Source organism: Shewanella sp. MR-4 (genome assembly GCF_000014685.1).
Lineage (GTDB): Bacteria > Pseudomonadota > Gammaproteobacteria > Enterobacterales > Shewanellaceae > Shewanella.
In genome coordinates, this window is sequence record NC_008321.1 from 327,452 (window position 1) to 349,855 (window position 22,404).

The following is a 22,404-nucleotide window of genomic DNA, read 5'->3' on the forward strand; positions in this document are numbered from 1 at the left end:
ATTCTCCATCAAAAACAACAGGTACATGAGAAGCCAAAAGGACAGCACTGTGGTGCCTTTCCTCGCGACCCAGAAAGCGTTTTTAATGGTTTGAATTCAATGCGCTAACTGAATATGAATGGAGAGTATTCCGTGTTTGGCTCCAAAAAAGACGCATTATTATAGTTGTAATCGAGAATCGTTCTTAATTGAATTTACAAAGCCTTTACTTTTTTACGCACCCAAAATCACGAGGCGACAACAAATGGACAGATACAACGAGAGGTCGGAGTGTATGCGTGTAGAGGTGTTGAATAGGCAGGGGAATACTTGGGAGTCACAGAGCGATAGAAACAAAAAAGCCCCGACAGAAGACCGTCGGGGCTGTTAGAGGTTGTGCAGCTAATCGATGCCGTTAGCCATTACAGGCTGTAGTACATCTCGAACTCTAATGGGTGAGTTGTACGGCTTACACGCTCAGCTTCTGCAGATTTCAGTGCAATGTAAGACTGGATGAAATCTTCGCTGAATACACCGCCGCGAGTTAAGAACTCGTGGTCAGCTTGCAGGTTTTCAAGCGCGTTTTCTAATGAAGTCGCTACTTGTGGGATTTCAGCCGCTTCTTCAGCTGGCAGATCGTACAAGTCTTTATCCATAGCTTCGCCAGGATGGATCTTGTTTTGGATACCGTCGAGACCCGCCATCAGCAGTGCTGCGAAACCTAAGTATGGGTTTGCATGTGGATCAGGGAAGCGAGTTTCGATACGACGGCCTTTAGGGCTTGGTACCACTGGAATACGGATTGAAGCGCTGCGGTTACGTGCTGAGTAAGCTAACATCACTGGCGCTTCGAAGTGTGGTACTAAACGCTTGTAAGAGTTAGTGCTTGGGTTAGTGAAAGCGTTCAGCGCGCGAGCGTGCTTGATGATACCACCGATGTAGTACAGTGCAGTTTCACTTAAACCAGCGTATTTGTCGCCTGCGAACAGGTTCACACCGTCTTTAGACAGAGATTGGTGAACGTGCATACCGCTACCGTTGTCGCCAACGATTGGCTTAGGCATGAAAGTCGCAGTCTTACCGTAGGCGTGAGCCATGTTGTGTACTACGTACTTCAGAATTTGGATTTCGTCCGCTTTCTTAGTCAGAGTGTTGAAGCGAGTTGCGATTTCGTTTTGACCCGCAGTCGCTACTTCGTGGTGGTGAGCTTCAACGACTTGACCCATTTCTTCGAGCACTAAACACATAGCGCTACGTAAGTCTTGTGATGAGTCAACTGGAGCTACTGGGAAGTAACCGCCTTTCACGAATGGACGGTGACCAGTGTTACCACCTTCGTAGCTAGTGCCAGAGTTCCATGCCGCTTCTTTAGCGTCGATTTTCACGAAACAACCAGACATGTCAGTACCGAAACGTACGTCGTCGAACAGGAAGAATTCTGGTTCTGGTCCAACTAATACAGTGTCAGCGATACCGGTAGAGCGTAAGTATTCTTCCGCTTTTTTCGCGATAGAACGTGGGTCGCGGTCATAACCAGTCATAGTGCCTGGCTCGAGAATGTCACAGCGGATCAGGGCAGTGGTTTCTTCGGTGAATGGGTCTAATACAAACGTGGTTGGGTCTGGCATCAGCACCATGTCTGATTCGTTAATGCCTTTCCAGCCAGCGATTGACGAACCGTCAAACATTTTGCCGTCTTCGAAGAAGTCAGCGTCTACCTGATGAGCAGGGATAGATACGTGCTGCTCTTTACCTTTGGTGTCGGTAAAACGTAAATCAACAAACTTAACTTCTAATTCTTCAAGTTGCTTTAAAACTGATTCAACTGACATTCTCAAGTCTCCGGTAGGGTAAAGGGATGTCCCTTCTATAATCTTTTAACTCAAGTCGCGCTTGAGCCAAACTTACAAGCTATATAGCGATATCTATGCCAACAATTTAAAGTGTTGATACTTAAAGGCTATATATTTTATTGCACAACAAACAATCTTGAGTTGCACCATATTGGTGCTTTTGCGTGTGGCATTTTGGTGCATTAATCCATTTTGGTGCGCACCGTTACAACACCATTTTAGTGCACGGTATCCGAGAGCAACCTTGCTACGCCCATTTATCCCGAACTCGTCGGCCCATTAAGCTCATGGACAAGCCGGATTGATATCTCAATTCTGGCTTTTGACAGCATTCGAAACCAAACAAAGCACAATGAATCTAGCACATTAGTGCGGCTTGATAATCGCCTTGGTTCACTATTTCAATCGCTCGCAATAATGTCACAAAACTGTGGCAATCTAAGCTGTTTTTCGTGGAGAGTGAATAGAGTGGATTCTTGGATAATGTTTAGTTATCAATCTATTGCAGTCGTTGTTCGCAAGCGGGAATAGAGTTTGTTGAAACTGAGCCTAAAGGCATCTACTTGAGTCACTACGGAAAGGCCTGTTTTGGTGATTTGACTCTCTAAATATGCTTGGGCGAAAAAGTCTGGCGGCTTAACTTGAGTTATTCGCTATACTTATGGCGCTCTTAAGCGCATAGTCTGCTACGCCATTCCGGTGGTAAATAGTGATTTCAGCTGCTTAGTCGCACTGATGTCGAGATAAAGTGGCAAATTGCCTGCGCTTTAACGGTGCGTTTGGGTTATTTGCCTTATAGCCATAAGCGAGTCCTTAGCATAGGTCTCAAAAAATTGTTTTATAAGTGTTCAAAAATAATCCTGTGCGATATGGCCGCTCTGGAGTAGAATGTCACGCTTTTTTATGGCGACTCAACGTAGATTGCTATAACGAATATTGAAATATCCCTATTTTTGTTTGATGGTAAGAGGTTTATCCGTGCTAGAGAATTTACGTAACATCGCCATTATTGCGCACGTTGACCATGGCAAAACGACCCTGGTTGACAAGCTGCTGTCGCAATCAGGAACCCTTGCAACCCGGGGAGAAGCTACTGAGCGGGTGATGGACTCCAACGATCTTGAAAAGGAGCGTGGGATCACGATTCTGGCAAAGAATACTGCCATCAAGTGGAATGACTACCGCATTAACATCGTAGACACCCCAGGCCACGCCGACTTCGGTGGTGAGGTTGAGCGCGTGTTGTCTATGGTGGACTCAGTATTACTGCTGGTTGACGCCGTTGACGGTCCAATGCCACAGACTCGCTTCGTAACCAAGAAAGCGTTCGCTCAAGGTTTAAAGCCAATCGTTGTGATCAACAAGATTGACCGTCCTGGTGCTCGCCCTGATTGGGTTATCGACCAAGTATTCGACCTGTTCGACAACTTAGGCGCGACCGATGAGCAATTAGATTTCCCAATCGTTTATGCCTCGGCATTAAACGGTTTTGCAACTTTAGATCCGGATGAAGTGAGCGCAGATATGACGCCACTGTTCCAAACTATCGTTGAAAAAGTTTCTCCACCTGCAGCTGACGCTGAAGGTCCATTCCAGATGCAAATTTCTCAGCTCGATTACAACTCTTATGTGGGTGTTATCGGCGTGGGTCGCATCAAGCGTGGTAGTATCAAAGCAAACCAACAGGTGAGCGTGATCGGCGCCGACGGTAAAGTGCGTAACGGCAAAATGGGCCAAGTATTAGGTTACATGGGCTTAGATCGTACCGAAGTTGACGTAGCTAACGCTGGCGACATCGTTGCTATTACCGGTTTAGGCGAGCTGAAAATCTCTGATACTGTGTGTGCTGCCGGTAGCGTTGAAGCACTGCCTGCACTGTCAGTTGATGAGCCAACGCTGACCATGACTTTCCAAGTCAACACTTCACCTTTCGCAGGTAAAGAAGGTAAGTACGTGACTTCACGTAACATTCTTGAGCGTCTGCAACAGGAATTAGTGCACAACGTGGCACTGCGTGTTGAAGAAACCGACAGCCCAGACCGTTTCGCGGTATCTGGCCGTGGTGAATTACACTTATCTATCCTGATCGAAAACATGCGTCGTGAAGGTTACGAATTAGCGGTTTCTCGCCCAGAAGTTATCTTAAAAACCATCGATGGCGAACTGTGTGAGCCATATGAAACTCTGACTGTTGACGTTGAAGAAGAACATCAAGGTACAGTGATTGAGAAACTGGGTATCCGTAAAGCCGAAATGAAAGACATGCAGCTTGACGGTAAAGGTCGCGTTCGCGTTGACTTTATCATCCCAAGCCGTGGCTTAATCGGTTTCCAAACTGAGTTCTTAACTGCAACTTCTGGTACTGGTCTGATTTACCACTCATTCGATCACTACGGTCCACACAAAGGTGGCGATATCGGTCAACGCGCTAACGGCGTACTGATCTCTAACGCGACCGGTAAGGCGCTGACATTCGCACTGTTCGGTCTGCAGGATCGCGGTCGTCTGTTTATCGGCCACGCTGCCGAAGTTTACGAAGGTCAAGTTGTGGGTATCCACTCACGTTCAAACGACCTGACAGTTAACTGTCTGAAAGGTAAGCAGCTGACCAACATGCGTGCTTCTGGTACTGACGAAGCTCAAGTACTGACTACGCCAATCACCTTAACTCTTGAGCAAGCACTTGAGTTTATCGATGATGACGAATTAGTAGAAGTAACGCCTAAGAGCATCCGTGTTCGTAAGAAACATTTAACTGAAAATGACCGTAAACGCGCTAGCCGTGGTTAATGGTGGTTGTGGCCGTCCATGACAGCCACACAGTGAATAAAAAGCCCCGCTAAGGTAACTTGGCGGGGCTTTTGTTTACTTATGTATTTGAATTCAGTGATTCTGATGACCTTTTTAGCGCGTGGCGCAAAATGGCAATGCCGCAGATGGCGCTCGAGATCAGTAAAATAAACTCTCGATAATGATTCGCTATGGATATGGTTGAAGAATAGGCAGCGCCAGCGAGTAAATAACTCAAATTAAATAACGCTAGCACGATCAACATGGGGCCAAGAATAAGTCCGAACCAGAACCAACAATCCTTTCGTTTGTGCATAGGTTTTCCTAACCATTTGGCTGTGATTTAAGTAACTTAACAGTCTACGCTACGCGCTTCAATCTTCAATTTTTCCCTTACGATACTGCTGTTGCCATTGCTTAGGGGAAAATCCTGTCCAGGTTTTAAAGTGGCGACTAAACACGGCGACTTCGGCATAACCGAGCTGCAATGCGAGTTCGGTGATGGTTTGTGTGCCATAACTGAGTTGCTGTTGGGCGATATTTTGCCTGACATCCTGCAGCAATTGTCGATAGCTTTGCCCCGTCTCTTTTAACCGTGTCTGTAGCGTTCTTTCGTGCATACCCAGCGCCGTCGATACCCGTTCTATACAGCATTCACCCGTGGGGAGCAGCCTGTGGATTAAGTCCCGAGCTTGATCGGCAAGGTTGTCTGGGTAGTGGCTCTGTAAAAAATGCAGATGCGATTGGAGATGTCGGTTTAGCGCTTCTTCATCGTGATAGTTACGGCCCATTAATTGCGATGTTTTGAGCACCACACCATCAAAGGGTTCGCGAAAACGCGCCAGATGAGCGAAACGTTGGGAGCCGATATCGCTTGGTTTGTTTTGACAGAAATGCAAGGGAAGAGTGCTGATATTGATATTGAGCAGGCTCGAAACAAACATCGCCAGCTGTGCCACACTCATTTGCATCAGTTGATCAATGCCCCTAGGGCTATGGACATTGATCGATAGCACGAGACGCACTATGTCTCCCTGCGGTTGCAGTTGCAGTGAGACACCAGAGGCATGCAGATACAAATAGTCATTTACCCTAGCAAGCGCATCGGCCACTGTGGCCGCACGCGAGACTAACATGGGCAGATCCCCGAGTACGAGCAAGGTTTGCCGTTGAGCCAACATTAAGCCAAATAAGGGTTGCTGACAGCGTTGGGCGGCAATTTCTAATAACTCGGCTAAGCGTGGATAGGCGATATAGGTGTTGGGATCGCGAAACTGTGCCTGACGCAGGCCCGCTTGCTGGATCATTTCGATGGGGTTTTCCCCCAATTCTAGGACTAATTGCTCAAATTGAGCGACGGCTCCGCTTCGGACTAGGTACATGGGACGCTTAGCTCACTTTGTTATAAGACTCGTAAAATATCAAATTTGGCTCGTATAAAGTCAAGATGATGCGCAATTTATCATCTAAATTAACATTGCCTTAATAATTAAATTGATAAATACAAAAGAGGACAGCTATGCGTTTATTGAATAAAACTGCCGTGGTGACTGGGGCTGCCGGGGGCATAGGGCAGGCCATCATTCGTAAACTGCTCGACGAAGGGGCTAGCGTCGTTGCCGCCGATCTGTCTGCCGATGCGCTGAAAGTATTTGATGATTTTCCTGCCGACAAGCTGTCAATCTTTAGCGTAGATGTCACCGATTACAGCCAAGTTGAGGCTATGGTCAAGCATGCGGCCAAGCAGTTTGGCCAGCTCGATATTCTGATCAATAACGCGGGTATTGGTTTGGCTAAACCGCTGTTACAGCATGATCCTATTAATGATTTTGAACCTGTCACCAATGTTAACCAAAGAGGTGTATATCACGGCATCCTCGCTGGTGGGCGCCAATTCCAAGCCCAAGGCACTCGGGGTGTGATCCTCAATACCTCTTCTGTTTATGCGCAAATCGCCTCAGAAATGACCTTCACCTACAACGTCAGTAAAGCGGCCGTCGATATGATGACCAAATGCGCCGCGCTTGAGTTTGCACCGCTTGGCGTGCGGGTCTGTGCCGTGGCGCCGGGCCGTGTCGATACACCTATGTTGCGTCAGTATGAGGCGCTGGGACTGTGGGAACACATTCGCAAAGAACAAATGCGCCAAGAATTTACCCAACCGAATGAGATTGCCGATGTGGTGGCGTTTCTCGTCAGTGATGAGGCCAATTGCATCAATGGTTGCACAGTGAACGCCTCCGACGGTTTTGAAAACTTTAAATATCCACTGCTGGGGTAGTGGTAGCTCGACCCATAAACACTATAACAACAATGAGGAATGCAAACATGGCTCTACCAGAAGTGATTAATCATCAAGACCTTTTATTAACCCTCAATACCAACGAAGAACAGATCATCAAAGATGCCCTACCAGGCGTCGACGTGTACCCGTTATTTTTAGACCCTGAAAATGGAATTTGGGTGATCCGTGCCAAGTTTAAGCCGGGCATCACCTTGCCAAAGCATTTTCACACGGGTGTAGTGCATTTCTATACTCTAGCTGGGCGCTGGAACTATGTTGAATACCCAGACCAACCGCAAACTGCGGGCAGCTATTTATACGAACCAGGCGGTTCAATCCACACTTTCCACTGCCCCGCCGATTCAGAGGGTGCCGATGGGGTGATGGTCATCTCTGGGGCGAATATTAACTTTGATGATGATGGTAACTTAATGTTTATTATGGATTCAGGTTGGATTGAGCAGGCACTCTTAGCGGCTGCAAAAGCACAGGGGATTAAGCCTCGTTATATCAAGCCTGGTGCGTTAGCACGTATGAGTGATGCGGAATAGGAACCTTGCTATGAGCTTGATGACTATGCCAACGATGAATGCCATCGTTATGCAGGATGGTGAAGTCAGCCTGCAACAGGTCGATTTACCCAAGCCACAGGCGGGCCAAGTGTTGGTGCGTAGCCTTGCTTGTGGTATTTGTGGCTCGGATATTCATATCACGCGACACTACAACGAAGTATTTGATTTTTATCGTCAGCTTGGGGTGATGCCCGAAGGCGTCGATAAGCATGCCGCTGTGATGCTCGGCCATGAGTTTTGTGCCGAAATCGTCGAGTTTGGCCCACAAACTCAGCAAGCCTTGGCGCTAGGAACACGGGTGACCTCAGTTCCGATTCTGATGAGCCAAAATGGTGCTGGGGTGGGCGTTACCCCTGGCGTGAATGGTGCTTATTCTGAGTACTTTATTCTCGATGAGGCCTTATTAATGCCTGTACCTGAGCATTTGCCATCGGAGGCCGTGGCGCTCACCGAACCATTAGCCGTAGGATTACATGCGGTGAATCGGGGTGATGTGCAGGCCGAAGATGTTGCGCTGGTGGTTGGTTGCGGTCCCATTGGTCTTGCGGTGATCTCCGCTCTGCACTTGCGCGGCGTAGCTAAGATTGTGGCTGCGGATTTACAGAGTGATAAGTTGCAATTAGCCCGAGAATTTGGTGCCACCCATACGGTGAATCCTAGCGAGCAGGATGAAGTCGCCTTCGCCGCCAAGCTTGCTGCGGGTCAGCGCTTGGTGATTTTCGAATGTGTGGGTATCCATAAGCTTATCGAAGGCTTTGTGCAGCGAGCTCCCGCCAAAGCGACCATAGTGGTCACGGGCATCCACACCGCAAACTCCAATATTAATTATGCCTATGCCACGGTCAAAGAATTGGATATGTGCTTCTCCTACTACTATCAGCCGGCGGAATTTGCGGCCTGTTTAGAGGAGCTGGCGCAGGGGACGATTCCTTGGCGTAAGCTGCTCACGGGTAAGGTGGGGATGGATGGTGTATCGGGTGCGTTCAAGCAATTGATGAAACCGAACCCACATATCAAAGTCGTTATCGAACCTTGGCGTAATGGTGAGCTAGAGATGCTCGACTAATCGCCTCAAAATGTCCGTCCAGTTAAGCCGCCTGTTAGCAGTGCGGCTTTTTTATTACAGCTTGCCGTTTTGGCTATTCTCATCTGGCAAATTTTTAATCCGACATTGGCTCACAAAATAGCGACTTTTAGCCGATTTCGATTGTGTTTTAGCGAATGTAGCCTAGGGTTAATTGTTAGGCCAATCCCTAGTGATGGCATTGTCTTTGTTACCAAATTTGTCTTTTCTGCTGTCACAAGATTGCCAATAAGCCTTGGCAAACTGTGAAGGCTCTCGTTTCGACCGTAGTGTGTCTAGCAAGAGTTTTAGGGCGCGCTACTCCCGTTAGTGCAAGCTAAATAAAGGAATATTCAATGGACAAGACTCAAAGCTCCCAAGGTAAATGCCCCGTGATGCATGGGGCAAATTCAGCGGTCGCCAGCAACAATATGGATTGGTGGCCTAAGGCACTTAACCTCGATATATTGCACCAGCACGATAAGAAGACGGATCCTATGGATCCTAAGTTTAACTATCGCGAAGCCTTCAACAGCTTAGATCTCGCCGCTGTGAAGCGCGACCTCAATGCCTTAATGACCGACAGCCAAGATTGGTGGCCCGCCGACTGGGGACACTATGGCGGTCTGATGATCCGTATGGCATGGCACTCGGCCGGGACCTATAGAGTCGCCGATGGCCGTGGCGGCGCGGGAACGGGCAATCAACGCTTTGCCCCACTCAATAGCTGGCCCGATAACGCCAACTTAGACAAGGCGCGCCGTTTACTCTGGCCGATTAAGAAAAAATACGGCAACAAACTCTCATGGGCGGATTTGATGATCCTCGCGGGCAATGTGGCCTACGAGTCTATGGGCTTAAAAACCTATGGCTTTGCTGGTGGTCGAGAGGATATTTGGCACCCAGAGAAGGACATTTATTGGGGCTCTGAAAAACAATGGTTAGCGCCGACGGAAAATCCCAACAGCCGTTACTCGGGCGAGCGTGACCTTGAAAACCCCTTGGCCGCGGTGATGATGGGGCTGATCTATGTGAATCCAGAAGGGGTTGATGGCAAACCCGATCCCCTGCGAACCGCCCAAGATGTGCGTGTCACCTTTGCGCGAATGGCGATGAATGATGAAGAGACAGTGGCTCTAACCGCAGGAGGCCACACCGTGGGTAAGTGCCACGGTAATGGCAAGGCGCAGGATCTTGGCCCCGAGCCTGAGGGCGAAGATCTTGAGGCCCAAGGTTTGGGCTGGCTCAACAAAAAAGGCCCAGGCATTGGCGCAAATGCCGTGACCAGTGGCCTCGAAGGTGCTTGGACGACTTATCCCACTCAATGGGATAACGGTTATTTTCACCTACTGTTAAATTACGATTGGGAATTGAAAAAAAGCCCAGCGGGCGCCTCGCAGTGGGAACCTATTAATATCAAAGAGGAAGATAAAGTCGTCTCAGTGGGCGATCCCAATCGCAAGTTTAATCCCATCATGACGGATGCGGATATGGCGATGAAGATGGACCCCGAGTATCGCAAAATCTCCGAGAAGTTTTATCAAGACCCCGCCTATTTCTCCGAGGTTTTTGCCCGCGCTTGGTTTAAGTTAACCCATCGCGATCTGGGTCCGAAGAGCCGCTACTTGGGGCCAGAAGTGCCGAATGAGGATTTGCTTTGGCAAGACCCGATCCCAAGCGTCGATTATCGCTTAGATGCCAGTGAGATTGTCGACCTGAAGGCGAAATTATTAGCCTCGGGACTCAGCGTATCCGAGTTAGTGGCAACGGCGTGGGACAGTGCCCGCACCTTCCGTGGCTCGGATTTCCGTGGTGGCGCCAATGGCGCGCGGATCCGCTTAGCACCGCAAAAGGATTGGCAGGCTAACGAACCCGAGCGGCTGCAAAAGGTGCTTAAAGTATTGACCGAGTTGCAGGCAAGCCTAAGCAAAAAAGTCAGCATCGCCGACTTAATCGTGTTGGGCGGCGCTGCTGCGATTGAAAAGGCCGCCCACGAGGCGGGAGTGAAGGTGACAGTGCCCTTTATCCCCGGCCGTGGCGATGCGACGCAGGAAATGACCGATGTGGAATCTTTTGCCGTGCTTGAGCCCTTGCACGATGCGTATCGTAACTGGCAGAAAAAGGATTATGTGGTTCAGCCCGAGGAGATGATGCTCGATCGTACTCAATTGATGGGGTTAACCGCCCATGAGATGACAGTGCTGGTTGGGGGAATGCGGGTGTTAGGCACTAACTATGGCGGCACGCGTCATGGTGTGTTTACCGACAAAGTAGGTGTGTTAACTAATGATTTCTTTGTGAATCTGACCGACATGGCCTACAACTGGAAGCCTGCGGGCAGCAATCTTTATCAGATAGTCGAGCGCAAAACTGGCGCAGTGAAGTGGACCGCTAGCCGTGTCGATCTGGTGTTTGGTTCTAACTCTATTTTGCGTGCCTATGCCGAGATGTATGCGCAGGATGATGCCAAAGAGAAGTTTGTGCATGATTTTGTGGCCGCTTGGACTAAGGTGATGAATGCCGATAGGTTCGATTTGGCTTAGTCACTAGCGCGTAAGCTTATCGTGAATAAAAAGGTGCAGCTTGGGCTGCACCTTTTTATGTCTACTTATCAATAAATCAGAGAATTAATGGCCCACTCGGTCAATCACTTGGATAAGCTCCATGCGGATACTGTCCGGTGTTTGGCTGTGCCAGAACCCGGCTAAATAGGCGCCGAGTGGCAGGGCAAAGAGTGCCAATAATAACAAGACTAACAAGCCCTTATGGCTAACGCTGTGGCCAGATTTTAGGCTAAAACCGAGCGCCGCCGATTTAGGACAGGCGGCGACGCAGCGCATACAGGCTTGGCACTCGTCGCTGCGTACCGTGGTTTTGGTGTGCACTATGATGTTGGCTGGGCAGGCGCGGGTACATTTGTCGCACTTCATGCCCTTGGCTTCGATCAGGCAATGTTGAGTATTGCGGCGGATCTTGAGTGGGCTGGCAAAACTTAAGATCCCAAGCATGGCACCATAGGGACACAAGTAGCGGCAAAATCCTTGGCGACGCCATGCCGCTAAGGCGAGGATAAGCGCAAAGCAGGCTAAGGTGATGAGGCCGGGCGTGACAAAAAACAGCGCCATCTTAAGGTCGGCAATCTTGTGGTAGTTGCCCTGCAGATAATAGGGAATCGATTCACTAGGCATACCGATAACGATGTAAAACAGCCCCAGCAGCAATAAGTATTTCAGCATCCGCAGTGGCCAGTCTAACCATGCGGGCGGCGCCAGTTCGGCTTTGATAAAGCGCTTGCGTAAGGCGTAGAGATATTCGCCAGCAAGCCCTAATGGACAGGCCCAGCCACAAAAGGCGCGTTTGCAGAGTAGGCCCGTGAGTAGCACGGCGGCGAGCATGACGGCTGCGGCGGGATGGGTTTGGTCCCGTAGGTTGAGCGTCACTATGGCTTTTAGCTCAATGCCACCCGCGATAGGTAAGAAGGCATCGACGACATCGGGGCGCATCAACCAAGGCACTATACCTTGTTTAAGCTGGATAGCATTGATGCAGTATTGTATAGCGACGATAAACAATGAGAGCGCGAGCAGATGTTGGCAGCCTTCACGCAGGATGTTGATTTTTATCTCGCCCTTTAATTCCTCAGGGGCAAACTTGTTGGCAATCAGGCACAACGGCAAGGCAATGGCTAGAGCGAGTGCCAAAGGCCAGTAGAGACTAATCGCCACGGCGCCAACACTCAGGAGTAAGGTGGCCACTGCTCCCCATTTTTTACCGCTCCAATAGCTTAGGGATGCGATATACATCAGGGCCAGCATCAGGGTAAGAGATTCAATAAAAGTCATGTTAATACTGCAAATAGAATACACGTATCCCATCTGAACCCAGCTTTAGGGATAAGTTTTTGAGTCTTAAACGAAATTGTGCGACAGATCCGATATTTACAGTATGCCGTGATAAAAGCGGGTGATAGCTCACAAAGCCGCAAGTTTACCCTATAGACCGAGTGAGAGTTGTGGAGTAGGTGATGCCATTGGTTTTAAGTCTGCCGAATTAGTTTATGCCTGCTTGCATTTCCAATTTATTGATTTTGCTGGATTGAACATTGTTTCGTCCCTGATGTTTAGCACAGTACAGGGCATCGTCCGCCAGTTTGATGGCGTGCTCTAAGGGGTGATCAAAATCAACTGTGGCCACTCCAAGACTTAGGGTGACAGTAAAGACTTCTTGCGTCTCTGCCGTAAAGTTTAACGCGGCGACGGCGGAGCGGATCCGCTCGGCACAGAGATGTGCCTCGGTGAGGGACACGTTATGCAGCAACATAATAAATTCTTCACCACCATAACGCGCCACAAGATCGCACTTACGCGCATGCTGTTTAAGAGTGGTGGCAATATCGATAATCACCCGGTCACCCATCAAGTGGCCATACTTGTCGTTGACCCGTTTGAACAAGTCGATATCACAGATGATCACCGCCATCGGCTGTTGTGCGATGCTGGCCTGAGTGTAGACCCGCTGTGCTTCTTTATGGAAATGGCCCCGATTAAATAGCTGGGTGAGCGAATCTGTCGCCGCTTGATATTTAAGTTCCTCCTGCGAGGCTTTGATTTCTTCGAGCAGACGAATGCGATAGGCGATGATGAGGGCAAGCACTAGCGCCTCGAGCATAATGCCCACGCCAACACCGTGACTGGATAAATAATTAAACTCGGCACGCCCTTTGTAAAACATCACCGCAAGGCCGCTAAAGGCGACGAAAAGACTGTGGCCGAGGAGAAAATATTTAGCGATGGGATGCCGTTTTATCACCAGCGAAATGGTGACCGAGAGGGTAGTTAACATCATCAAGGCGGCTAAGCTGCTGGAGTAACGCAGCGCGCCAGTGATATTGACCACGCCATAACAAAACTCGGCCACTAACAGGGCGAGCACAAACACGAGAGCGTAATGCTCAAACCGATAATGTTGACGAGTCTCGAAAATATCCATCATAAATAAAATCAAAAAGATGGGCATGGTCATCAGGGTGAGGTGCCAATAGAGGCTGGCCGAGCCGTAAAACTCGAATATCTCGGCGACCAGCCCGTAGGAGAGGGCAATCCAGATCCCGCCCGAGATTAAGTAACAGGCGTAAAACAGATTGTCCCGTTGGCGGGAATACATAAATAACAAAAGGTTATAGATAATCAGCGCTAACAGCATGCCTACCATAACGGCAATATCGGTAAAACTCCCGAGCAGCGCCCGCTGTGATTGCTCTTTGTTGTATAAATCGATTGAAAACCACTGGTGAGAAAAGGATACGCTTTCAATGTATAAGGTTTTACGTTGCTGCGGCGCGAGCGTGACCTCAAATACCGCTGCACCGCCATAGATCCAGCCATAGGTGCTAGGGTCATCGAGGTCGAGTATTCGCCGCTGCGTCTCTTGGCCATCGACTATTTCGTAGAGGCCGACTTGACGGTTGTGATAGGCGTAAGGATGGTGCAAATACAGGGTTTGTAACTTATCACTGGTATTTACTAGGGGGATTTTAGCCCAAGTTTTGATGGCTGCAGTGCCGAGCGATACGCTATTGGGCGAGTCGATAAAGGGCTGTTGAATCACTTCGGTAAAGGGCATGTTCTCCGAGGTATCGATAAAATAGCCCATACGAAACTGAGTTAGGCTGGCCGTATTATCCAGCCATGCAATTTCGGTCGTTGCCGCTTTGGCCGTGAATGTCACCCAAGTGAGCAGCAAGGCTCCCAATGTGATTAAACTCATCCATGTGGCACGGCTCATACAGATTCTCTTTATTAACGTCTGAGTAACAAGTATGCCATAAAGTATCAGCGCTGTGCTGATTATGAAAAAAATCCACGAGGTTTGGGGATTTTATCGGGTTGAATAAAGCGGGCTCAGATGGCGATGGATAAGAGTGGAAGTCGTGGTAAAGCAAGCGGTAAACAGCTGGTGTAATGGAGGGTTTAAGAGGGTATCGACCTTGCCAGCCTTTGGGCTGACAAGGCAAGATGACGGCGAGCGTTAGCCTTTCGAGTTTTCGAGGGCCTCGATAAACTTGGTCGATTCGTTGATCGACTTGTTCATCTCTTTGATAAGCCCAGAGATATCCGTCTGTAGGCTCGCAAATTCCCCTTTAATCGCGCCAATCGCTTGAGCATTCAAGTTATGCTTTAAATACAGCATGTTGTCTTTCATGGCGGTGAGAATGGGCGGCATTTTAGATTCGGCGCGGCGCATGGTTTTCATCAGTTGCTGGTAGGAACGGCGGGTTTCCTTGAGCTTGGTTTCACTGTTGCGGCGCAGGCTGGCTTTACTGATCTCGCTGATTTCCGCTTGCCACTCATCGAATAGCGCTTCGGCGACATCTTCGACTTTGTTGATGCGATTACTCACATCATCGGCGGCACTTTGGGCTGACTCGTATTCATCTTTGGCCTTGTTATAGGCCTTTTCGAGGTTGCCACCATCGTGGTTGAGCAGGGCTTGCATCTCCTCGAGTGCTGAACTGAACTCTTTTTGGGCATCCTCTTGGGATTCTTTTGCGGCCTTCACTCTGTCGACCATAATGTCGCGCTTGTGGTAGCCCACTTTTTCCATGGCGCCGTAATAGGCGCTCTGGCAGCCCGTCAACAATAGCGTTGCCGCCATCAGGCTTGAGGTGATCAATCTTTTCATTGGGTATTCCGTCACTGAGTCAAATGAAGTTAGTCGGCCTTAAAACGCGCCGCATCGATAATGCTCCAGAGGTGAAAGATAGCACCTATTACAGCTGGGACCACTAACCACCAGAGAGCATAGCCAACTACTGTGATCACGAAAAACAGCAATGCCGCCATAATTCGTCCCTGTACCAGTTGACCTAGGCCGGGAAAAAACAGGCTGGCGATAGCGGCGATAACATTGCCCGCAGATCCTTGTTGTGACATCAATTCACTCCTTAGACTTGTAAATTAAGTGTTTATTGTACGAAGATAACGAGTCAATACCAACAGAATCAAGAGAAACCCGTGACTAAGAAGATAGAACTGGCACAAATTCAAGTCTTATTCCTCGGGATCTGGCGCTTCCTGCTGCATTTACGCCAGCGTTTAGTGGAAGATCAAATCAATATCCGCGCGGGCCACCTAGCCTATGTCACCCTGTTATCCCTTGTGCCTATGGTGGCTGTGACTATGTCTATGCTGTCGGCTTTCCCTGTGTTTAAGGGGATCCGTGGCCAAATCGAAGCCTTCGTGTACGAGAATTTTCTGCCCGCGGCGGGCGATACGGTACAAGTCTATATTAATGAATTTGTTGGTAATGCTTCTAAGGGCACGGCTGTAGGGATCGCGGCTCTTGTCGTGGTGGCGATTATGCTGATCTCCGCCATCGATAAATCGCTGAATAATATTTGGCGCACTAAGGAAAAGCGTTCCGTGGTGGTGGCATTTTCCATGTATTGGATGGTGATTACCTTAGGCCCTGTGCTGGTGGGCGCGAGCTTAGTGGCGACTTCCTACGTGGTGTCATTAAAACTGTTTGAGGGCGACGCATTATCTGGGGTGATGCCACTGTTTATCGAACGTTTACCACTGTTTTTTTCTGTCGCCGCATTCTTACTTTTATATATGGTGGTGCCGAATCAAAAGGTGAAGTTTTGGCATGCGCTATTAGGCGCGGTAGTGGCGGCGTTACTGTTCGAGTTGGGGAAAAAAGGTTTTGCCCTGTATGTGACTAAATTCCCAAGTTATGAAGCCATTTACGGCGCTCTGGCGACCATTCCTATTCTGTTCGTTTGGGTATATTTATCTTGGATGATAGTGCTGCTGGGCGCCGAAATTACCGCGGCCATGCCCGAGTATTTGGACTATGAGTCCAGCAGCGATATCAACGAAACTAACCTCGATGGTCAACCTTTAGCGGCGCAGGATACACCCGCCGCGCAGCCAGAAACCACATCCGGCCAATCAACCCAAGTGCTTGAGACGACAGGCGAACTCGCTGCAACCGCGCCGCAATCGACTACACTGGATAAGCCGTAGCTAAGTTGTTATCCACCAAGACATTCAGCGAGCCTTATCCCATCTATGATCACTGACGCCCATCAGCTTGCCCCTTTTATCCGCCGTGATTGGCTGATGATGGGCAATGGGCAGCAGTTGCATCTCGCTCAATATGGTAATCCGCGGGGGATTCCGCTGCTGTATTTGCATGGTGGTCCAGGAGCGGGGGCTTCGGTCAGTGAACTGAGTTTATTTAACCCCGAGCACTATTGGATTTTACTTTTAGATCAACGTGGTGCGGGACAATCACTGCCAGCTGGCGAGTTGGAACATAACCATTTAAATGGGCTTATCTGTGATATTGAGGCGATTCGTATTCACTTAGGCATAGAGCGTTGGTGCCTAGCGGGTGGCTCATTTGGCGCCACCTTAGCCTTAATTTACAGTGGCTTATTTCCCCATCGAGTGATTGCCCAAGTGCTGTGGGCAATGTTTATTCCCTCCAAGGCCGGCATTGAATGGCTCTATGCACCCTCGGGCGCGGCGCAGTTATATTCGCAGGCTTACCGTGAATTTGCTGCACCTTCTATTGGATTGGCGGATTTATTTACGCACTATCAGCTAGGATTGAACGCCCAAGATGAAGTAATTCGTCATGAATTTGCCCGCCGTTGGATCCAATGGGAATTAATCTTAGCGGGCGTACCAACTGGCCTACCTAAGCGGCTTACAACGCCGTTATTGGCCTTAGCTCAAATCGAGCTGCACTATGCAAAAAATGATTACTTCAATATGTTCAGCGTATTACAACGGGTGACATCTCAAGTCACAGCGCGTACCCTGCTATTACAAGGCACGCAGGATGCTGTCTGTCCGGCACGCTTATTAGCCGCATTTTTGGCAAAAATCGACAACCCTAGGATACAAATTCATACCATTGTCGATGGTGGGCATTCGCTGAATAGTGACATACTCTCACTTGCCGTCACACTCGAGATCCAAGCCATGTGGACTTGGATAAAGCGACAGGAGCTAGCATGAAATTAGCCGTTATCATTGCCGCCATTTTGGGATTAACAGCCTGCGCGGCCACCTCATCCTCTACCCCAGAATCTCAATCCTCATCTTCTGCGGTCGAATCTACCGAGGCGCGCGCTCCCGTGGCGCCGAAGGTGGTGCAATTAGCCGGAATGACCAACGAGGCCGCCGCCGATACCTTGTATCAGGCTTTAATCGATGCCAACTATTTAGCCACCAAAGTTGGGGCGGATAAGGTTGCGGTGCAATTTGGTAATAATGATTTTATGCTCGAACCCAGTATGAATGCTGCGGGGATTGACCGTATTCTGATGAACCGTTTTTATGCGGTGCATCCGCAGTTGCAGGCCAATCCTGAACTGCCCGCTGTGATTGGCGAGCTGAATGCCAAGCTCAATTTTGCTAAGTTCGTGCTGCGTGAGCAGGGCGCTGTGATCCAAATCCAAGGCACTGTGACCTTTGCAGATAAGGTCGAAATTGAGGAACTTCGCCGCTTTATGTTGTGGACCGATGGCGGCTTAGCTGAAATTGCCCAGTCATTACCCGAAGGTGTGGAGCAGTATCTGCGTCCTATCCCCTTGATGCCCCTCGTTAAGTCTTAATTTAAAGGAAAAGTTGTGATCGCTTTAATTCAAAGAGTGAGCCGCGCCAGCGTGGTGGTGGACAATCAAACCATAGGTGCAATCGATAAGGGCTTGTTAGTTTTACTTGGGGTTGAGCGGGAAGATAACCGCGAGAAGATGGAAAAATTAGCCACTAAGGTGATGAGTTATCGAGTGTTTTCCGATGAAAATGGCAAGATGAATCTCAACTTAACTCAGGCGGGTGGCTCACTTTTAGTAGTGTCGCAATTTACCTTGGCCGCCGACACTGGCCGTGGCCTGCGTCCGAGCTTTTCGGGGGCGGGTACACCTGAGCAAGCGCTTGGCCTGTATGAAGAATTTGTCGCCTTTTGCCGTGCACAGGGGGTAACGACTGAAACGGGACAATTTGGCGCCGACATGAAAGTCGAGCTGGTCAACGATGGTCCAGTGACCTTCAATTTGCAGGTGTAACCCACAGGAAAATGTGCCGACGGCTGTAAGGATATGCACATGGATGAATTATTAAACCAATTGCGCCAGACCTGGCATAGCACCATTCCCGTTAGTGAGTTTATGCAGATAGCGCCAGTTTCCTTCGCCGAAGGCGAGCTGTGCGTGAGTGCGCCACTGGCGCCGAATATCAACCTGCATAACACTATGTTTGCGGGCAGTATTTATACTCTTATGACGCTCACAGGTTGGGGCATGGTGTGGCTGCAACAGCAGCTTCAGCAGGTAGATGGCGACATAGTGTTAGCCGATGCCCATATCCGCTACATAGCGCCCGTGACCTGTGCGCCCGAGGTCAAGGTGCGTTGGCCTGAAACAGATTTAAGCCCGCTGCAACGGGGACGCAAAGCCAAAGTAAAACTGGAAGTACAACTCTTTTGTGACGAAAAACTCTGCGCTCAATTCGATGGCTTATATGTTAGTGTGCCTAAAATGTAAAACCTTTCTAAAAAATCGAAGCTAATCTCAAATTTTATCCGCTTTTTTTCTTTTTTATGGGCTAATAAACTAGCGTCATAGAGTCGAGAGCAAGCTTAAAGACTCTCCAGAATTTCAATTTTCGGAGCAGATTATGTCTAAAGTCCTAGTGTTAAAATCCAGTATTCTTGGCGGTTATTCACAATCTGCCTTGTTAGTTGACCACCTAATCGGTAAATGGGAAGACCAAGGTGCGACCATCACAGTTCGCGATTTAGCGGGTAAAGATGTGCTGCCAATGGTTGATGGTGAAATTGCTTCTGGCCTACGTGGCGGTGACGATTTAACTGCACGTCAGCAAGAGATGCTCGACCTGTCTAACGCCTTAGTTGAAGAGTTAAAAGCGAACGACACTATCGTGATCACCGCGCCTATGTACAACTTCAACATTCCAACCCAGCTGAAAAACTGGATTGATTTTGTGGCCCGTGCAGGTGTGACTTTCACTTATACCGAAAACGGTCCTAAAGGCTTAGTAGAAGGTAAACGCGCCGTATTGATCACCACCCGTGGTGGCGCCCATAAAGATGGCCCAACGGATCACATTGTACCTTTCTTAAAAACCTTCCTCGGCTTTATCGGTATCACCGACGTGGAAGTGGTTTATGGCGAAGCGCTGAACATGGGCCCAGAAGCCAACCAAAAAGGTATCAGCGAAGCGAAACAAAGCCTCGATGCGTTAACCGTTTAATCGTAAAGATAATAAAAAATGCCAGCGTAATGCTGGCATTTTTGTTTCTGCAGCAAGCGATTATTCGCACAGCTTGCAGCCAAGAGACATAGCGCTGGTTTCGATATAACGCACCTTAGTGCTGGCTTGGCCACGGTTGCGGCTCACGCTGTAGCGGGTTTCGCGAACCACTTTGGGCTGAGGCTGTTGTTCGCCGCTAGGTGGGCGTGGGCACTTTGTTATCATCTGCACCTCCTCACGCATAGTTTGCTTGGCTTAGGCCTTAGCTTGGCTGGCAGCACACTAAATCTTTTAGCGAGCCACCGTTGACCACACATTCAAAACCATTGGCCCTTAAAATATCGCAGCCCTTTTGGGCACGAATGCCTGCGCCGCAGTAAAGCACAAAGGGATGCTGTTTATTTTCGACCTGATGCAACCATTGGTCGAGCGTTGGTAGCGGTACGTTGATGGCCTGAGGCAAATGACCCGAGGCAAACTCCTCCGGTGAGCGCACATCGATAACGCGCGCACCTTGATCAATCAATTGCCAACATTTTTCACCGTTGCTGCTGCCAGATAATTTAGCCAGTAAAGATTGAAGCATAGCTTCGCCTCTATGATTAGAAAATTTTCAATAAGTTTATTCTAATGGATTGGCGGGCGCAAGCGGCAATCTGTTGGGCACTTGGCTTGTCGGCGTTACTCGGTGGCGGGTGCTTCCCTGTGGTAATGGATAAGATCATAAAACACCACGGGTTGATCGCTCAAGTTGCGGTAACCATGGGGTTTATCGGCTGCAAAGCGCACGGCCTCGCCCTGCTGTAATGGCTGCCACTGGCCATCGACTAACACTTCCATGGTGCCGCTCAGTACAATCACATGCTCGGTCACGCCCGCCTCATGGGGCTCGGAAAGGCGCTCATAGTGCGGCAATAGAGTGAGTTCAAACATCTCAAAACCAAAGCGTGGCTCAAAGGGAAATAGCGATGCCACTAACATGCCGTCGGTTGCAGGCTTTTGGCGTAATGCATCGGCGTTACGAAAGACCGCGCCTTGGCTCTCGGGTGTTGGCTCCAGAAAAGTTGAGAGTGAGGTATTAAAACCGCTGGCGATTTTCCACAGGGTGGCAATGGTGGGGCTAGATTCACCGCGCTCAATCTGGCCTATCATGGCCTTGCTTACGCCTGTCTCGAGTGCCGCTTTATCTAAACTCCAACCCTTTTGGCTGCGCAGTTGTTTTAGGGTCGCGGCAAGATAGCTGTTGATGGTCTGCATTAGGTTATGACGCTTAAAAAAATTATTTGTACGTTATAACGCACAGGTGCTATCTTGTCCATCTCGTACGTTATAGCGCACAAGTAATTAATGATGCGATGATCAAGGCGAAGGTAGAAATAGGAGTAGGGGTGATGTGGCGCGAGGCTTTGGGACTATCAAAAATATCGGCGGGCTTTATTGCTGTGCTGGTGGGCTACAGCAGTTCGGCGGTGATTATCCTGCAGGCGGCGGATGCCGTGGGCGCGACAGCGGCACAGATGAGTTCATGGCTGTGGGCCTTAGGTGTCGGCATGGGGATCACCAGTATTGGCCTGTCTCTCTACTATAAAAATCCGGTGCTTACGGCATGGTCTACCCCCGGGGCGGCGCTGATGGTCACCAGCCTTGCGGGATTAAGTATCAACGAAGCCGTTGGTGCCTTCCTGATTAGCTCATTGTTGATCACCCTCTGCGGCTTGGCGGGTTGGATGGATAAGCTTATTCGTATCATGCCGCAGTCAGTCGCTTCGGCCATGTTAGCGGGGATTTTACTGCAGTTTGGTTTAGGACTGTTTCAAGCCATGCAGACTCAACTGAGCTTAATCCTATTGATGTTATTGGTGTTTGTTGTGCTTAAGCCCTTTGTGCCGCGTTACATCATCTTGTTGACCTTGCTGGTAGGTATTGGCATGAGTTTTCAATTAGATTTGCTCAAGCTAGATGCCTTTCAGTTGCAACTGGCTATGCCAGTGTGGACCATGCCTGAGTTTTCGTTGGCGAGTGTGATTGGCGTGGCACTGCCCTTATTTGTGGTGACTATGGCCTCGCAAAATATGCCGGGCGTCGCCGCGCTGCACGGTAATGGCTACAGGCCGCCCATTTCGCCTTTGATCACAAGTACCGGATTAGTTGGGGTAATTCTGGCGCCATTTGGCGGTTTTGCTTTTAACTTATCCGCCATTACAGCGGCGATTTGTATGGGTAAAGAAGCTGACCCAAATCCTGCGACCCGTTACTGGGCGGCAGTGTGGGGCGGCGTGTTTTACTTTATCACTGGGTTACTCGGCGCTACTGTGGTTGGCCTGTTTTCCGCTTTCCCGAAGGAATTAGTTCTGGCCATCGCCGGATTAGCACTACTCGGTACTATCGCCAATAGCCTTACCGCTGCATTAGTTAAACCCGAAGATCGTGAAGTGGCGGTGATCACCTTCTTGATCACCGCATCAGGTTTTAGTGTGCTGGGCATCGGCAGTGCATTTTGGGGGCTGTTGGCTGGATTTATTATCCATGCTTGGCAAACCAAAACACGCTAGTGAGGGGGGGGCATTTAGCCTCA

General features: G+C 49.3%; 21 protein-coding genes. 12 read left to right on the forward strand and 9 right to left on the reverse strand.

Annotation, left to right across the window (positions count from 1 at the left end; translation table 11 throughout):
- Positions 1–401: 401 nt before the first annotated feature.
- Positions 402–1,811, reverse strand: a complete 1,410-nt coding sequence (gene glnA, locus SHEWMR4_RS01630) for a glutamate--ammonia ligase (protein ID WP_011621111.1) — start codon at positions 1,809–1,811, stop codon at positions 402–404.
- A 999-nt stretch (positions 1,812–2,810) separates the two neighbouring features.
- On the opposite strand from glnA, the gene typA reads away from it, so the two are divergent.
- Complete coding sequence (typA, locus tag SHEWMR4_RS01635; RefSeq protein ID WP_011621112.1) at positions 2,811–4,622, forward strand: translational GTPase TypA; 1,812 nt, start codon at positions 2,811–2,813, stop codon at positions 4,620–4,622.
- A 374-nt stretch (positions 4,623–4,996) separates the two neighbouring features.
- On the opposite strand, the gene SHEWMR4_RS01640 is transcribed toward typA, so the two are convergent.
- Positions 4,997–6,004, reverse strand: a complete 1,008-nt coding sequence (locus SHEWMR4_RS01640; protein ID WP_011621113.1) for an AraC family transcriptional regulator — start codon at positions 6,002–6,004, stop codon at positions 4,997–4,999.
- A 137-nt stretch (positions 6,005–6,141) separates the two neighbouring features.
- Between SHEWMR4_RS01640 and SHEWMR4_RS01645 the strand changes: the two genes are divergently transcribed.
- From SHEWMR4_RS01645 to katG, 4 genes are all read left to right on the forward strand, one after another.
- Complete coding sequence (locus SHEWMR4_RS01645; RefSeq protein ID WP_011621114.1) at positions 6,142–6,903, forward strand: SDR family NAD(P)-dependent oxidoreductase; 762 nt, start codon at positions 6,142–6,144, stop codon at positions 6,901–6,903.
- A gap of 47 nt (positions 6,904–6,950) precedes the next feature.
- Positions 6,951–7,457, forward strand: coding sequence for a 2,4'-dihydroxyacetophenone dioxygenase family protein (locus tag SHEWMR4_RS01650; protein WP_011621115.1), 507 nt, complete (start codon positions 6,951–6,953; stop codon positions 7,455–7,457).
- Between the two features lie 10 nt (positions 7,458–7,467).
- Positions 7,468–8,544 carry a zinc-binding dehydrogenase gene (locus SHEWMR4_RS01655; protein WP_011621116.1) on the forward strand — a complete coding sequence of 359 codons (1,077 nt, stop codon included), beginning with the start codon at positions 7,468–7,470 and terminating at the stop codon, positions 8,542–8,544.
- Positions 8,545–8,897: 353 nt separating this feature from the next.
- Positions 8,898–11,084, forward strand: a complete 2,187-nt coding sequence (katG, locus tag SHEWMR4_RS01660; protein WP_011621117.1) for a catalase/peroxidase HPI — start codon at positions 8,898–8,900, stop codon at positions 11,082–11,084.
- 84 nt (positions 11,085–11,168) lie between these two features.
- Here the strand turns inward: katG and SHEWMR4_RS01665 are convergent, their stop codons facing one another.
- The 4 genes from SHEWMR4_RS01665 to SHEWMR4_RS01680 all read right to left on the reverse strand — a co-directional run bounded on the left by SHEWMR4_RS01665 (position 11,169) and on the right by SHEWMR4_RS01680 (position 15,473).
- On the reverse strand, positions 11,169–12,383 hold the full coding sequence (locus tag SHEWMR4_RS01665; RefSeq protein ID WP_041408671.1) for a 4Fe-4S binding protein: 1,215 nt from the start codon (positions 12,381–12,383) through the stop codon (positions 11,169–11,171).
- Between the two features lie 208 nt (positions 12,384–12,591).
- Positions 12,592–14,325, reverse strand: coding sequence for a diguanylate cyclase (locus SHEWMR4_RS01670; RefSeq protein WP_011621119.1), 1,734 nt, complete (start codon positions 14,323–14,325; stop codon positions 12,592–12,594).
- Between the two features lie 243 nt (positions 14,326–14,568).
- Entirely contained in the window at positions 14,569–15,222 is a 654-nt protein-coding gene (locus tag SHEWMR4_RS01675; RefSeq protein WP_011621120.1) for a DUF2959 domain-containing protein, read from the reverse strand.
- 29 nt (positions 15,223–15,251) lie between these two features.
- Complete coding sequence (locus SHEWMR4_RS01680) at positions 15,252–15,473, reverse strand: hypothetical protein (RefSeq protein WP_011621121.1); 222 nt, start codon at positions 15,471–15,473, stop codon at positions 15,252–15,254.
- 81 nt (positions 15,474–15,554) lie between these two features.
- Between SHEWMR4_RS01680 and SHEWMR4_RS01685 the strand changes: the two genes are divergently transcribed.
- The 6 genes from SHEWMR4_RS01685 (at position 15,555) to azoR (ending at position 19,829) form a co-directional block, all read left to right on the forward strand.
- A complete protein-coding gene (locus SHEWMR4_RS01685; protein WP_011621122.1) occupies positions 15,555–16,568 on the forward strand; it encodes a virulence factor BrkB family protein in 1,014 nt (337 codons plus the stop codon).
- A 45-nt stretch (positions 16,569–16,613) separates the two neighbouring features.
- Positions 16,614–17,570: an alpha/beta fold hydrolase gene (locus SHEWMR4_RS01690; protein WP_011621123.1), complete on the forward strand. Its 957-nt coding sequence runs from the start codon at positions 16,614–16,616 to the stop codon at positions 17,568–17,570.
- Positions 17,567–18,169 carry a hypothetical protein gene (locus SHEWMR4_RS01695; RefSeq protein WP_011621124.1) on the forward strand — a complete coding sequence of 201 codons (603 nt, stop codon included), beginning with the start codon at positions 17,567–17,569 and terminating at the stop codon, positions 18,167–18,169. Before SHEWMR4_RS01690 ends, SHEWMR4_RS01695 begins: the two co-directional genes overlap by 4 nt.
- A 15-nt stretch (positions 18,170–18,184) precedes the next feature.
- A complete protein-coding gene (gene dtd / locus SHEWMR4_RS01700; protein WP_011621125.1) occupies positions 18,185–18,622 on the forward strand; it encodes a D-aminoacyl-tRNA deacylase in 438 nt (145 codons plus the stop codon).
- 39 nt (positions 18,623–18,661) lie between these two features.
- Complete coding sequence (locus tag SHEWMR4_RS01705; protein WP_011621126.1) at positions 18,662–19,099, forward strand: thioesterase domain-containing protein; 438 nt, start codon at positions 18,662–18,664, stop codon at positions 19,097–19,099.
- Between the two features lie 133 nt (positions 19,100–19,232).
- Positions 19,233–19,829: an FMN-dependent NADH-azoreductase gene (gene azoR, locus SHEWMR4_RS01710; RefSeq protein WP_011621127.1), complete on the forward strand. Its 597-nt coding sequence runs from the start codon at positions 19,233–19,235 to the stop codon at positions 19,827–19,829.
- Between the two features lie 60 nt (positions 19,830–19,889).
- Here azoR and SHEWMR4_RS01715 read toward each other — a convergent pair whose 3' ends face one another.
- From SHEWMR4_RS01715 to SHEWMR4_RS01725, 3 genes are all read right to left on the reverse strand, one after another.
- Complete coding sequence (locus SHEWMR4_RS01715; protein WP_227499225.1) at positions 19,890–20,054, reverse strand: hypothetical protein; 165 nt, start codon at positions 20,052–20,054, stop codon at positions 19,890–19,892.
- A gap of 37 nt (positions 20,055–20,091) precedes the next feature.
- Positions 20,092–20,415 carry a rhodanese-like domain-containing protein gene (locus SHEWMR4_RS01720; protein WP_011621129.1) on the reverse strand — a complete coding sequence of 108 codons (324 nt, stop codon included), beginning with the start codon at positions 20,413–20,415 and terminating at the stop codon, positions 20,092–20,094.
- Positions 20,416–20,510: 95 nt separating this feature from the next.
- Positions 20,511–21,086, reverse strand: coding sequence for a helix-turn-helix domain-containing protein (locus SHEWMR4_RS01725; protein ID WP_011621130.1), 576 nt, complete (start codon positions 21,084–21,086; stop codon positions 20,511–20,513).
- 134 nt (positions 21,087–21,220) lie between these two features.
- Here SHEWMR4_RS01725 and SHEWMR4_RS01730 point away from each other — a divergent pair, with 134 nt between their 5' ends.
- Positions 21,221–22,381, forward strand: a complete 1,161-nt coding sequence (locus SHEWMR4_RS01730) for a benzoate/H(+) symporter BenE family transporter (RefSeq protein ID WP_011621131.1) — start codon at positions 21,221–21,223, stop codon at positions 22,379–22,381.
- The last annotated feature ends 23 nt before the right edge of the window (positions 22,382–22,404 follow it).

Bases quoted from the DNA above. Each gene is read 5' to 3' on its own strand.
- glnA (WP_011621111.1), bottom strand. From the start codon at position 1,811: ATGTCAGTTGAATCAGTTTTAAAGCAACTTGAAGAATTAGAAGTTAAG.
- SHEWMR4_RS01640 (WP_011621113.1), bottom strand. From the start codon at position 6,004: ATGTACCTAGTCCGAAGCGGAGCCGTCGCTCAATTTGAGCAATTAGTC.
- SHEWMR4_RS01645 (WP_011621114.1), top strand. From the start codon at position 6,142: ATGCGTTTATTGAATAAAACTGCCGTGGTGACTGGGGCTGCCGGGGGC.
- SHEWMR4_RS01650 (WP_011621115.1), top strand. From the start codon at position 6,951: ATGGCTCTACCAGAAGTGATTAATCATCAAGACCTTTTATTAACCCTC.
- SHEWMR4_RS01655 (WP_011621116.1), top strand. From the start codon at position 7,468: ATGAGCTTGATGACTATGCCAACGATGAATGCCATCGTTATGCAGGAT.
- katG (WP_011621117.1), top strand. From the start codon at position 8,898: ATGGACAAGACTCAAAGCTCCCAAGGTAAATGCCCCGTGATGCATGGG.
- SHEWMR4_RS01665 (WP_041408671.1), bottom strand. From the start codon at position 12,383: ATGACTTTTATTGAATCTCTTACCCTGATGCTGGCCCTGATGTATATC.
- SHEWMR4_RS01670 (WP_011621119.1), bottom strand. From the start codon at position 14,325: ATGAGCCGTGCCACATGGATGAGTTTAATCACATTGGGAGCCTTGCTG.
- SHEWMR4_RS01675 (WP_011621120.1), bottom strand. From the start codon at position 15,222: ATGAAAAGATTGATCACCTCAAGCCTGATGGCGGCAACGCTATTGTTG.
- SHEWMR4_RS01680 (WP_011621121.1), bottom strand. From the start codon at position 15,473: ATGTCACAACAAGGATCTGCGGGCAATGTTATCGCCGCTATCGCCAGC.
- SHEWMR4_RS01690 (WP_011621123.1), top strand. From the start codon at position 16,614: ATGATCACTGACGCCCATCAGCTTGCCCCTTTTATCCGCCGTGATTGG.
- SHEWMR4_RS01695 (WP_011621124.1), top strand. From the start codon at position 17,567: ATGAAATTAGCCGTTATCATTGCCGCCATTTTGGGATTAACAGCCTGC.
- SHEWMR4_RS01705 (WP_011621126.1), top strand. From the start codon at position 18,662: ATGGATGAATTATTAAACCAATTGCGCCAGACCTGGCATAGCACCATT.
- azoR (WP_011621127.1), top strand. From the start codon at position 19,233: ATGTCTAAAGTCCTAGTGTTAAAATCCAGTATTCTTGGCGGTTATTCA.
- SHEWMR4_RS01715 (WP_227499225.1), bottom strand. From the start codon at position 20,054: ATGATAACAAAGTGCCCACGCCCACCTAGCGGCGAACAACAGCCTCAG.
- SHEWMR4_RS01720 (WP_011621129.1), bottom strand. From the start codon at position 20,415: ATGCTTCAATCTTTACTGGCTAAATTATCTGGCAGCAGCAACGGTGAA.
- SHEWMR4_RS01725 (WP_011621130.1), bottom strand. From the start codon at position 21,086: ATGCAGACCATCAACAGCTATCTTGCCGCGACCCTAAAACAACTGCGC.
- SHEWMR4_RS01730 (WP_011621131.1), top strand. From the start codon at position 21,221: ATGTGGCGCGAGGCTTTGGGACTATCAAAAATATCGGCGGGCTTTATT.